9 protein-coding genes are annotated in these 12,122 nt (G+C 67.4%); 7 read left to right on the forward strand and 2 right to left on the reverse strand.

The features are described from left to right. The first annotated feature begins 2 nt into the window (after window positions 1–2). On the forward strand, window positions 3–2,912 hold the full coding sequence (locus tag A5756_RS12210; protein ID WP_066952457.1) for an RND family transporter: 2,910 nt from the start codon (window positions 3–5) through the stop codon (window positions 2,910–2,912). Window positions 2,913–3,091: 179 nt separating this feature from the next. Further along, entirely contained in the window at window positions 3,092–4,336 is a 1,245-nt protein-coding gene (locus tag A5756_RS12215) for a glycosyltransferase (RefSeq protein ID WP_066952460.1), read from the forward strand. A 7-nt stretch (window positions 4,337–4,343) separates the two neighbouring features. Here A5756_RS12215 and A5756_RS12220 read toward each other — a convergent pair whose 3' ends face one another. Next, complete coding sequence (locus A5756_RS12220) at window positions 4,344–5,000, reverse strand: amino acid-binding protein (RefSeq protein ID WP_156659460.1); 657 nt, start codon at window positions 4,998–5,000, stop codon at window positions 4,344–4,346. Window positions 5,001–5,096: 96 nt separating this feature from the next. Between A5756_RS12220 and gatC the strand changes: the two genes are divergently transcribed. From gatC to gatB, 5 genes are all read left to right on the forward strand, one after another. Next, complete coding sequence (gatC, locus tag A5756_RS12225) at window positions 5,097–5,396, forward strand: Asp-tRNA(Asn)/Glu-tRNA(Gln) amidotransferase subunit GatC (RefSeq protein WP_066952464.1); 300 nt, start codon at window positions 5,097–5,099, stop codon at window positions 5,394–5,396. Then, window positions 5,393–6,874, forward strand: coding sequence for an Asp-tRNA(Asn)/Glu-tRNA(Gln) amidotransferase subunit GatA (gatA, locus tag A5756_RS12230; protein ID WP_066952466.1), 1,482 nt, complete (start codon window positions 5,393–5,395; stop codon window positions 6,872–6,874). Before gatC ends, gatA begins: the two co-directional genes overlap by 4 nt. A 43-nt stretch (window positions 6,875–6,917) precedes the next feature. After that, window positions 6,918–7,949 carry an ATP-dependent 6-phosphofructokinase gene (locus A5756_RS12235; RefSeq protein ID WP_066952469.1) on the forward strand — a complete coding sequence of 344 codons (1,032 nt, stop codon included), beginning with the start codon at window positions 6,918–6,920 and terminating at the stop codon, window positions 7,947–7,949. Between the two features lie 135 nt (window positions 7,950–8,084). Then, window positions 8,085–9,269, forward strand: coding sequence for a MinD/ParA family protein (locus A5756_RS12240; RefSeq protein ID WP_232005344.1), 1,185 nt, complete (start codon window positions 8,085–8,087; stop codon window positions 9,267–9,269). Between the two features lie 155 nt (window positions 9,270–9,424). Then, on the forward strand, window positions 9,425–10,936 hold the full coding sequence (gene gatB / locus A5756_RS12245; protein ID WP_066952471.1) for an Asp-tRNA(Asn)/Glu-tRNA(Gln) amidotransferase subunit GatB: 1,512 nt from the start codon (window positions 9,425–9,427) through the stop codon (window positions 10,934–10,936). A 21-nt stretch (window positions 10,937–10,957) separates the two neighbouring features. On the opposite strand, the gene A5756_RS12250 is transcribed toward gatB, so the two are convergent. Continuing rightward, a complete protein-coding gene (locus A5756_RS12250; protein ID WP_066952473.1) occupies window positions 10,958–12,079 on the reverse strand; it encodes a sorbosone dehydrogenase family protein in 1,122 nt (373 codons plus the stop codon). Window positions 12,080–12,122: the final 43 nt, after the last annotated feature.

A 12,122-nucleotide genomic window follows, 5' to 3' on the forward strand; every position in this document is an offset into this window, starting at 1 on the left:
CGATGAGCAACCACGAACAGTCGCGGGCCCGCGTCCCGCGCACCATCCGCCGGCTCGCATTGCCCATCCTGCTGTTCTGGGTGGCGCTGGCCGCGATCACCAACATCGCGGTGCCGCAGTTGGAAGAGGTTGGCAAGACGCACAATGTGGCGCTGAACTCGCCCGACGCCCCGTCGCTCAAGGCCATCAAGCGCATCGGTGAAAAGTTTCACGAGTTCGACACCGACAGCTCGGCCATGATCGTGCTGGAAGGCGACAAGCCGCTCGGCGCGGACGCGCACCGTTTCTACGACGAGATGATCCGCCGGCTCGAGCAGGACAAAAAGCACGTCGAGCATGTCCAGGACTACTGGGGCGACACCCTGACCGCGGCGGGGTCGCAGAGCAGCGACGGCAAGGCCGCTTACGTTCAGGTGAACCTCGCGGGCAATCAGGGCTCGGCGTTGGCGAACGAGGGCGTCGGGGCGCTGCGCGACATCGTCGAGCGCATGAAGCCGCCGCCCGGCGTCAAGGCCTACGTGACCGGCGCGGCGCCACTGATCTCCGACCAGTTCGACGTCGGCAGCAAGGGAACCGCGAAGGTCACCATGATCACCGTCGGCGTGATCGCCCTGATGCTGTTTTTCGTCTACCGTTCGGTGCTCACCACGCTGCTGGTGCTCGCCACGGTCCTGATCGAGATGTCGGCCGCGCGGGGCCTGGTCGCGTTTCTCGGGAACGCCGGCGTCATCGGGTTGTCGACGTATGCGACGAATCTGTTGACGCTCTTAGTGATTGCCGCGGGCACCGACTACGCGATATTTTTCGTGGGCCGCTACCAGGAAGCGCGCGGAACCGGTGAAGACCGCGAAAGAGCTTTCTACACCATGTATCACGGCACGACCCATATCGTGCTGGGATCGGGGCTGACCGTCGCCGGCGCGGTCGCCTGTCTGGGCTTCACCCGGCTGCCCTACTTCCAGAGTTTGGGTATTCCGGCCGCGCTGGGCATCCTCGTCGCACTGTGCGCCGCGCTCACCCTGGGGCCTGCGATCCTCACCCTGGGCGCCAGGGTGGGCATCTTCGACCCCAAGCGCGCGGTCAGAACTCGCGGCTGGCGGCGGATCGGCACCGCCATCGTGCGCTGGCCCGGTGCCGTTCTCGCCGCGGCCTGCGCGCTGGCCCTGGTCGGTCTGATCGCCTTGCCCGGATACAAGACCAGTTACGACACTCGTCCCTACATGCCCGCCAGCGCGCCGGCCAATGTGGGCTACACCGCCGCCGAGAAGCATTTCTCGCGGGCCCGGCTCGAGCCCGAATTGCTCATGGTCGAGACCGACCACGACATGCGTAACCCGGAAAGCATGCTCGTCCTGGACAAGGTGGCCAAGGCGGTATTTCACGTTCCCGGCGTCGCGCAGGTGCAGACCATCACCCGTCCGTTGGGCACCCCACTGGTCCACAGCTCGCTCGCGTTCGTGGTCAGCAATTCCAGCGCGGCGCAGCAGGAAAACCTGACCTATCAACGAGATCGGGCCGAGGATGCGCTCAAGCAGGCCAATGAACTGAACAAAACCATCAACATCCTCAGGCAGCAGTACGAGCTGCAGCAGCAGTTGGCCAACACCACCCACGACGAAACTCAAAGCTTTCACGACACTCTCGGCACAATTCAGGATCTGCGCGACAAGATCGCCAACTTCGACGATTTCTTCCGGCCGGTGCGGAGTTACTTCTACTGGGAAAGGCATTGCTTCGACATTCCGATCTGCTTTGCTTTCCGATCACTCTTCGACGCGCTCGACGGCATTGACCAACTCACCGAAAAGTTCGAAGGCCTCACGGCTTCGCTCGACAAACTCGACGCGCTGCAGCCGAAACTGGTGGCGCTCATACCTCCGCAGATCGACAGCCAGCAGACCAACCGCGATCTGACGTTGGCCAATTACGCGACGCTGTCCGGCATTTACGCGCAGACCGCGGCCGCGATCGACAATGCGACGGCGTTGGGGCGGGCCTTCGACGCCGCCAAGAACGACGACACCTTCTACCTGCCGCCCGACGTTTTCAACAACCCCGATTTCAAGCGCGGGCTGAAACTGTTCCTGTCACCCGACGGTAAGGCCGCGCGCATGATCGTCACGCATGAAGGCGATCCCGCGACGCCCGAGGGCATTTCGCACATCGATCCGATGGCCAAGGCCGCGCGCGAGGCCCTGAAGGGCACGCCGATGGCGGGCGCGGGGATCTATCTCGGTGGGACCGCCTCGACGTACAAGGACATCCAGGATGGCGCCAAGTACGACCTGATGATCGTGGCGTTCGCCGCGCTGAGTCTCATCCTGTTGATCATGATGATCATCACGCGCAGTCTGATCGCCGCGCTCGTCATCGTGGGCACCGTCGCCCTGTCGCTGGGCGCCTCGTTCGGGTTGTCGGTTCTGGTGTGGCAGTACCTCTTCGGCATCCAGTTGTATTGGGTCGTGCTCGCGCTTGCCGTGATCCTGCTGCTGGCGGTCGGATCCGACTACAACCTGCTGTTGATCTCGCGGTTCAAGGAAGAAATTCATGCCGGCCTGAACACCGGCATCATCCGCGCGATGGCCGGCTCCGGGTCGGTGGTCACCTCGGCGGGCATCGTCTTCGCCGTGACCATGTGTGCGTTCGTGTTCAGCGGTTTTCAGGTTCTCGGTCAGATCGGCACGACGATCGGTCTCGGCTTGCTGTTCGACACGCTGATCGTGCGCTCGTTCATGACGCCCTCTGTCGCAAAAATCCTCGGGCGGTGGTTCTGGTGGCCGCAGCGGGTGCGGCCGCGCCCGGCGAGCACCATGCTGCGGCCTTACGGTTCGCGGCCGGCGGTCCGGCAGCTGCTGCTGTGGGACGACGACGATCATGCGGTGCTGGCGGGATCGAACTCGCAGGCGCACTGATTTAGCCCGGTCGCAACCGCCGCGCCGCCACACCCCGCGCGGGGCGCCGGGCCGGTCAGTAGGATGCGTCCGACGACCGCTTGGTCTCCCTCGTGGCAGAGCGGGCGGGGCGATCGTAGGTTGCCGACCAAATCCGATGGGCAACCGTCACCCGACTCAACTCTTCGCGAGGTTCTCCCATGCATGTCGCACTGTTCACCGATCTCCATCCCGACGGCCTCGGGGGGACGCAGGTTTCGGTGGCCACCCAGCGTCGTGCGCTCGAGCAGTGTGGGCACCGGGTCACGGTCTTCACGGCACCGATGCCCGGCGCGGTCGATCCGGACCCCTGCGTCGTCGAATTGAAGCCGGTGCCCGTCATCGACCCGATCATGCGCAAATTGGGCAGGCATGAGGACTTTGTTCTGGTGTGGCCCTCCAAGGCGAATCGCGCGATCATCGACGAGGCGTTCGGCAGCCGGGGACCCATCGATATCGTGCACACCCAGGGTGACTTGGGTGTGGCGATAGCCGGGGTGGAAGCCGCTCGCCGCCACGGCATTCCGGTGGTTCAGACCAAACACACTCGCTACGACACGTATTTCGAGCAAGCCACCCCGGCCCCGCTGTTCCTGGCGATATTGGTCAGTCAGGTGCAGAAGCGGTACCTCGCGCAGGAATTCCACCTGACCCCCGAAAAGGAAAGTGCGGCTTCGCGACTGGCGTGGCGGTTCATGGTGGCGAACGCACAAGCCGTGGACCACCAGATCACACCGACGCGGCATTTCGCGCGGTCGCTGGCCAAACGCGGGGTGACCCGTCCAATATCGGCGATTTCCAACGGCTTTGACGATGACGTCGTCGACCGGGCCCGGACGGCCGTGGTCGGCGCCTTGTCGGACGACGAGCCGCTCCGACTCGTGTGGTGTGGGCGCCTATCGTCGGAGAAGCGGGCTCTCGAAGCGATCGAGGCCGTCGCCCAGGTCGACAACTGCACACTCGACATCTACGGCCAGGGTCACCTCGAGGCGTCGATGAGGAAACTCATCCACTCGGCCGGACTCTCTGACCGAATCCGCCTGCACGGCCGGGTCGACCGCGAAGCCTGCCTGGTCGCGATGGGATCGAGCGATGCGCTGCTGTTCACGTCCTATGATTTCGACACCCAGGGGCTCGTCCTCCTGGAAGCGGTGGCCATGTCGTCGCCCGTCATCTACTGCGACCCCGCGCTGAGCGAAACCGTTCCGGAAGGCGGGGGCATCCTCGCCGCTGACCCGTCCCCGTCCGCACTGGCGGCGGCGATTCGTGCGCTCGCCTCGGACCGCGACCGATTGCGGGAAATGTCCGGCGTCGCCACCGAACACCGCGACAGCGGCCGTCAATCCGTGCAAACGGAGAAGATCATCGCCATCTACAACAGCCTGCTGGACCCGGTGCCCGCATAGCTGGCGTTCAGCGCAGCATGGTGGCGACGATCCCGGCCAGATAGCCCAGGCGAGCCACCTCCGACGGCCGGAATTCCGGGCCCGGGCGGCCGAGCACGACGGCCGTATGCGGATCGCCCAGCGGGGCGGCGACCATCGTGGTGTCCATGTCGCGCCACGACTGTGGCACCCACTCGCCCGTGCTGTCCAGCGTCGCGGCCCGTTCGATGGGCAGCCACGGGGCGGAATCCGCCGGCGTCTCCGGTGTGCCCGGGCTGAAGGCCAGGCGCTGCAGCTTATCGCCCGTGCCGCGCAGCACGGTGCACCAACTGACGCGCAGCACCCTGGGCGCCTCGTTGGCCAGCACCTGTAGCCGCGACGCCTTGTCGCCCGCGGCCGCGACGTGGTCGAGCAGCTCGAGCTCGCGATGGGCTTCCAACAACCCGGTGTGCGGGCGCACGCTCTCCACCCGGACGCCGGAAAGCGACTCCGCGGCGGTGATCAGCGTGTCCGGCATCGCCCCCAGCGGCAACTCGATCACCAGGTCGTCGATGGCATAGCCCGAGCTGCGCTCGACCACGTCGAGCGACAGGATGTCGGCGCCCACCGAACCGAGCGCCACGGCCAGCGAGCCCAGGCTGCCCGGGCGGTCGACCAACTCGATGCGCAACAGATACGACGGCACGGCCAACACTGTTACACAGCGATGCGTGGACTGCATTTTCGCGCAGAACCAACGGGCCTGAACCCGCCCGCACACTCGCGGCTAGGCTTTCCTGTCGTGTCTCAGATCTCCCGCGACGAGGTGGCGCACCTGGCCCGGCTGTCCCGGTTGGCGCTGACCGATAGCGAGCTCGACAGCTTCGCCGGCCAGCTCGACGCCATCCTGACCCATGTCAGCCAGGTGCAGGCGGTCGACGTCACCGGCGTCGAAGCGACCGGCAATCCGCTCAAGGACGTCAACGTCACCCGCCCGGACGAGCCGACCCCCTGCCTGACCCAGCAGGAGGCGCTGGCCGAGGCGCCCGAGGCCGCCGATGGCCGCTTCGCCGTGCCGCAGATCCTGGGAGACAGCGAGTGAACGACGTCATCCGAGCCGACGCCGCGACCCTGGCCGCCCGGATCGCCGCCAAGGAACTGTCGTCGGTCGAGGTCACCCAGGCGTGCCTGGACCAGATCGCCGCGACCGACGACCGGTATCGCGCCTTCCTGCACGTGGCCGCCGACGAGGCGCTTTCCGCGGCGGCCGTGGTCGACGCGGCGGTGGCCGCGGGGGAGCGCCTGCCGTCGCCGCTGGCCGGGGTGCCGCTGGCGCTCAAGGACGTCTTCACCACCGTCGACATGCCCACCACCTGCGGCTCCAAGATCCTCGAAGGCTGGCGGTCCCCCTACGACGCCACCGTCACCATGCGGTTGCGTGCCGCCGGCATCCCGATCCTCGGCAAGACCAACATGGACGAATTCGCGATGGGCTCGTCGACGGAGAACTCCGCCTACGGGCCCACCCGCAACCCGTGGAACCTCGACCGGGTGCCCGGCGGGTCCGGCGGCGGCAGCGCGGCGGCGTTGGCCGCATTCCAGGCGCCGCTGGCCATCGGATCCGACACCGGCGGCTCGATTCGGCAGCCGGCGGCGCTGACGGCGACGGTCGGCGTCAAACCCACCTACGGCACGGTGTCGCGCTACGGGTTGGTGGCGTGCGCTTCGTCGTTGGATCAGGGCGGCCCGTGCGCGCGCACGGTGCTGGACACCGCACTGCTGCACCAGGTGATCGCCGGGCACGACCCCCGCGATTCCACGTCCGTCGACGCCGCGGTGCCCGATGTCGTCGGGGGCGCCAAGGCGGGCGCGGCCGGTGACCTCAAGGGCGTGCGCGTCGGGGTCGTGAAGCAGCTGCGCGGCGACGGCTACCAGCCGGGAGTGCTGGCCTCCTTCGAGGCGGCCGTCGGTCAGCTGACCGAACTGGGCGCCGAGGTGAGCGAAGTCGACTGCCCGCACTTCGAATACGCGCTGGCCGCCTACTACCTGATCTTGCCGTCGGAGGTGTCGAGCAACCTGGCCCGCTTCGACGCGATGCGCTACGGCCTGCGCGTCGGTGACGACGGGACGCACAGCGCCGAGGAAGTGATGGCGCTGACCCGGGCCGCCGGTTTCGGGCCGGAAGTCAAGCGGCGCATCATGATCGGCACCTACGCGCTGTCGGCCGGTTACTACGACGCCTATTACAACCAGGCGCAGAAGGTGCGCACGCTGATCGCCCGCGACCTCGACAAGGCGTACGAGTCCGTCGACGTGGTCGTGTCGCCCGCGACCCCGACCACCGCCTTCGCGCTCGGCGAGAAGGTCGACGATCCGCTGGCGATGTACCTGTTCGACCTGTGCACGCTGCCGCTGAATCTGGCCGGGCACTGCGGCATGTCGGTGCCGTCGGGGTTGTCGCCCGACGACGGCCTGCCCGTCGGGCTGCAGATCATGGCGCCGACGCTGGCCGATGACCGCCTGTACCGGGTGGGTGCCGCCTACGAGGCCGCCCGCGGCCCGCTGCCGTCCGCCATCTGACCTTTCGTCGCCGTGCGAGTGTCGGGCAGGGCAAGATGAGGGCATGCGGATCGGAGTTCTCACCGGAGGCGGCGACTGCCCGGGGCTGAATGCCGTCATTCGGGCGGTGGTGCGCACCTGCGATGCCCGGTACGGCTCGTCGGTGGTCGGCTTCCAGGACGGGTGGCGCGGGTTGCTGGAAAACCGGCGCATACAACTGCAGAACGACGATCGCAATGACCGGCTGTTGGCCAAGGGCGGCACGATGCTGGGGACCGCCCGGGTGCATCCCGACAAGTTGCGGGCCGGGCTCGACCAGATCAAGCAGACGCTGGACGACAACGGCATCGACGTCCTCATCCCGATCGGCGGCGAGGGCACCCTGACGGCCGCCCACTGGCTGTCCGACGAGAACGTGCCCGTTGTCGGGGTGCCGAAGACGATCGACAACGACATCGATTGCACCGACGTCACTTTCGGCCACGACACCGCGCTGACGGTCGCCACCGAGGCCATCGACCGCCTGCACAGCACCGCCGAATCCCACCAGCGGGTGATGCTGGTGGAGGTGATGGGCAGGCACGCCGGCTGGATCGCGCTGAACGCCGGGCTGGCTTCCGGCGCGCACATGACGCTGATTCCCGAACAGCCCTTCGACGTCGAGGAGGTGTGCCGGCTGGTCAAACGCCGCTTCCAGCGCGGGGATGCGCACTTCATCTGCGTCGTCGCCGAGGGTGCCAAACCCGTCCCCGGCTCGATCTCGTTGCGCGAAGGCGGAATTGACGAGTTCGGCCACGAGAAGTTCACCGGCGTCGCGGCCCAGCTGGGCGCCGAAGTGGAGAAGCGGATCAATAAGGACGTCCGGGTGACCGTGTTGGGCCATGTTCAGCGCGGCGGGACGCCCACGGCCTACGACCGGGTATTGGCCACCAGGTTCGGCGTCAACGCCGCCGACGCCGCGCACGCGGGCGAATACGGCCAGATGGTGTCGCTTCGGGGGCAGGACATCGGCCGGGTGGCGCTGGCCGACGCGGTCCGCCAGCTCAAACTGGTGCCGGAAAGTCGCTACGACGACGCCGCCGCCTTCTTCGGGTGATCCCGGCCGGTTCGGCAAACGTTGGGTGGCTTCGAGCTGACGCCGGCCTGAATTTGCCCGGCGATGGACCAGCTTAGGACCCGTCGGCGCAAATTGGTGGTTTCCGGACTGGTCCTCAGGGGTTATACCGGGGATGTGAGCAACCGCGGTTCGGTTCGCGGAGTCGTTCAGCATCCCGCGGCGTCGGCGGGGCCCCCGGCCCCGCCGCTCAATCCGCCGCAACCACCTCGGCGCGTCGACGGCGATCCGGCGGCGGCCACGGTGCCGCAGGCCCATCGCTCCGATCCGTCCATCCGCCGTCCGCCGTTCCAGGCGCCCCCGCCCGCCCGGCCCGCGCGCGTCCCCGCGCCGCCGCGGCCGGCGCGACTTCCGGGCGGGACGGCGCTGGACGGACTCGACCAGCGGGGACACGAGGGCTCCGCGCGGTTCAACTGGCGCAAGGTGGTCCATCGCCTGACCGGCGTTGATCTGGGCCCCGGCAAGGACTCGCAGTACAAAGAGGACCTGCGGAACCGCATTCGCGCGGTCGTGGGCGGCGCATTTCCCATCGCCGTCCTCAACCTCAAAGGCGGCGCCGGCAAGACCTCGGTGGTGGAGGCGCTGGGGTCCACGTTCGCCGATGTGCGCCACGACCGGATCATCGCCGTCGACATCGACGCCGGGGATTTGGTGGAGCGGCATGGCCGTCCTAACTCCCTGAACATGGCCGACCTGCTCGCCGACGGGGCGATCACGAATTATGCGGATGTCCGGGCGCACACCTACATGAACAATTTCGGCCTGGAAGTGCTCGGATTGCCCGACTATGCGCACACCGACTGGCGGCTCGAGCGTCACCATGTGGTGAAAGCGTTTTCGCTGCTGCGAAATCACTATTCGGTGGTGCTGGTGGACTGCGCCAAGGCCCTCAATTCCGGTGTGATGGACGCGGTCCTGCCCGAGGCGCGGGCGCTGGTCGTGGTGACCAGCACTTCGATCGATGCGATACGCAAGACGGCGACCACGCTGGATTGGTTGGGCAACAACGGATATCAAGCGCTGGTGCGGTCGACGATACTGGCGATCAACCACGTCGAGCCGGCCAAGGTAGAGCTGCTGGCCGCCAAGGAACTCGAGCGATTGTCCGCACGCGTCGCCGCGACGGTGGTGCTGCCGTTCGATCGCCACATACACGAGGGCAAACAGATCGAGCTGGATCGGCTGAGCAAGGAAAGCCGGCGCAGTTACCTGGAGATGGCGGCCGTGCTGGCCGACATGTTCCCCGGCAGGGGTGAGGAGCGCAATCGGTTCCCGGTGCCGCGCTCGCCGCACTGGCCCTGAGTTCGCCCGGTCCCCCGCAAGCGGGAGGTGCCCCCACCGCCGCGCTCGCGGTCTTCGCCCGGCTCCGCCGCGCTCGCGGTCACCACTACGCCTGATGGTGGTGACCCGCTTCGCCCGGCTCCGCCGCGCTCGCGGTCACCACTACGATCGACGGCATGAGTGTTGCTGCCAGCGCCGATCTCATGGACTACGACGACGTCATCGCGCGCTTCGACCCGGTACTCGGCCTCGAGGTGCACGTCGAGCTGTCGACCGTCACCAAGATGTTCTGCGGCTGCTCCACCGCTTTCGGCGCCGAACCCAACACCCAGGTATGTCCTGTATGCCTCGGCCTGCCCGGATCGCTGCCGGTACTCAACCGCACGGCGGTGGAATCGGCCATCCGGATCGGGCTGGCGCTGAACTGCGAGATCGTGCCCTGGTGCCGCTTCGCGCGGAAGAACTACTTCTACCCGGACATGCCGAAGAACTACCAGATCTCCCAGTACGACGAGCCGATCGCCATCAACGGCTACCTCGAAGCGCCGTTGGACGACGGCACCACCTGGCGGGTCGAGATCGAGCGCGCGCACATGGAGGAAGACACCGGCAAGCTGACCCACCTGGGCAGTGAGACCGGCCGGATCCACGGCGCCACCACGTCGCTGCTCGACTACAACCGTGCCGGGGTACCGCTGATCGAGATCGTGACCAAGCCCATCGTCGGTACCGGTGCCCGGGCGCCGCAGATCGCCCGTGCCTATGTCACGGCGTTGCGAGACCTGTTGCGGGCCTTGGGCGTATCCGATGTTCGGATGGACCAGGGTTCGATGCGTTGCGATTCCAACGTGTCGCTGATGCCGACCGGAACGACCGAGTTCGGGACGCGCACCGAGACCAAGAACGTCAACTCGCTGAAAAGCGTTGAGGTGGCGGTGCGTTACGAGATGCAACGGCAGGCCGCCGTCCTCGCATCCGGCGGCCGGATCATCCAGGAGACGAGGCACTTTCACGAGGCGGGGTACACCAGCCCGGGCCGCGCCAAGGAGACGGCCCAGGACTACCGCTACTTCCCCGAGCCCGACCTGGAACCGGTCGCGCCCAGCCGCGAGTTGGTCGAGCGGCTACGCCAGACGATCCCGGAGCTCCCGTGGCTGAGCCGCAAGAGGATTCAGCAGGAGTGGGGCGTTTCCGACGAGGTGATGCGCGATCTGGTCAACGCCGGCGCCGTGGAACTGGTCATCGAGACCGTCAAGCACGGCGCGGCCAGCGAGCAGGCGCGCGCCTGGTGGGGAAACTTCCTGGTGCAGAAGGCCAACGAAGCGAACATCGGCCTCGACGAACTGGCGATCACCCCAGCCCAGGTCGCCGCGGTGATCGCACTCGTCGACGAGGGCAAGCTGTCCAACAAGCTGGCCCGCCAGGTCGTGGAGGGGGTGTTGGCCGGCGAGGGCGAACCCGAGCAGGTGATGACATCCCGCGGCCTCGAGCTGGTGCGTGACGATTCGGTGACCCAGGCCGCGGTCGACGAGGCGCTGGCAGCCAATCCCGATGTGGCGGAAAAGATCCGCGGCGGCAAGGTGGCGGCGGCGGGGGCGATCGTCGGCGCGGTGATGAAAGCCACGCGGGGGCAGGCCGACGCGGCCCGGGTGCGCGAACTGGTGCTGGCCGCCTGCGGGCAGAGCTGACGAGAGCTCTCGCAGCGTCCGCTAGGTCTTGTCGTCGTTGTTGCGGGGGAATCCGCCGCCCTGCGGGAACAACGGGAACACCACGTCGTCGAGCTTCTCGGCATCCCCGGCGGTCTTGTTGACCGTTGCGCCCCAGACGTTTCCGTCCGGTGACATCCGCAGCGCCCACGCGTGGGCATGGGTGTCCTTGCGCACCACGTCGGGTTCGCCGGTGACCGCACCCGTCGCCGGCGCCAGCCGCACCGCCACCGTCAGTTTGGTGTTGATCAGGTTGACCAGCACGGTCCCGTCCATCGCCGCGCAGCCGGCCACGCCGGGTTTGTCCGGCCACGTCCACACCGTGGAGACCTCGGAAGCCTTGGTGATTCGCTGCAACCGATCCGCCGTCGGCGTGCGGTCGGCCACGTACAACGAGCCGTCCACCGGATCGACGCACAAGCCGCCACCGGAGCCGACGCCCGACAGCGCCGTCGTGGGCGGCGCCTGACCGATGGTGGTCGGCTGCTCGATGCGAAGGACCTTGCCCGCCAGCGATTTCGGGTCAGATGCGGCGGCCGGATTACCGGCGTCACCCGTCAGCACCACCAACGTGGTGGGGCTGGTAAAGATCAGCGCGCCGGTATTGCCGGTCGCCCCCTTGGGGATCCCGGTGAGGATGTCCTTGGGGATGTCGCCATCGGCCACCCGGATCACCCGATTGTCCGTGGGCGTGCTGATGTAGGCGTACATCAGCCGGTCTTGCGCATAGGTCGGGGACAGCACGATGTCCATCAAGCCGCCGTCGCCGGACGGGTCGACCGGGATGACCATCTTCACCTTCGGCTCGGCGCTGACCGAGATCTCCTTGACGGCGCCGGTGGTGCGCTCGGCGACCAGCGCGGTTTTGCTGTCGGGCCCCATGATCAGTCCGCTGGTGCTCTCCAGGCAGCCCTGCATCACGCCGGGAGCCGGGCAAGCCTTGGGGAACGGCGTCGGCGGCAGCGGCGGCGGTGGGGGAGGCGTCGAGCTGGGTTGCGGCTTGAGTTCCGGGTTGGTGGTGAAAGGCTGCGACTGGGCGTCGTTGAACCGCGCGCAGCCGCTCGCGACCAGCACCACCGCGCAAAGCGCGGCAAACCCGCACCGAACCGAGTGCCGTAGTCGCATGACCGACAGGCTACGGATAGTGCGCCCGCCGCCGCCACATGCC

This window comes from Mycobacterium sp. 852002-53434_SCH5985345, assembly GCF_001667155.1.
Taxonomy (GTDB): domain Bacteria; phylum Actinomycetota; class Actinomycetes; order Mycobacteriales; family Mycobacteriaceae; genus Mycobacterium.

Coding starts and splice junctions, on each gene's coding strand:
- A5756_RS12250 (WP_066952473.1), bottom strand. CDS start 12,079: ATGCGACTACGGCACTCGGTTCGGTGCGGGTTTGCCGCGCTTTGCGCG.
- A5756_RS12215 (WP_066952460.1), top strand. CDS start 3,092: ATGCATGTCGCACTGTTCACCGATCTCCATCCCGACGGCCTCGGGGGG.
- gatB (WP_066952471.1), top strand. CDS start 9,425: ATGAGTGTTGCTGCCAGCGCCGATCTCATGGACTACGACGACGTCATC.
- A5756_RS12210 (WP_066952457.1), top strand. CDS start 3: ATGAGCAACCACGAACAGTCGCGGGCCCGCGTCCCGCGCACCATCCGC.
- A5756_RS12235 (WP_066952469.1), top strand. CDS start 6,918: ATGCGGATCGGAGTTCTCACCGGAGGCGGCGACTGCCCGGGGCTGAAT.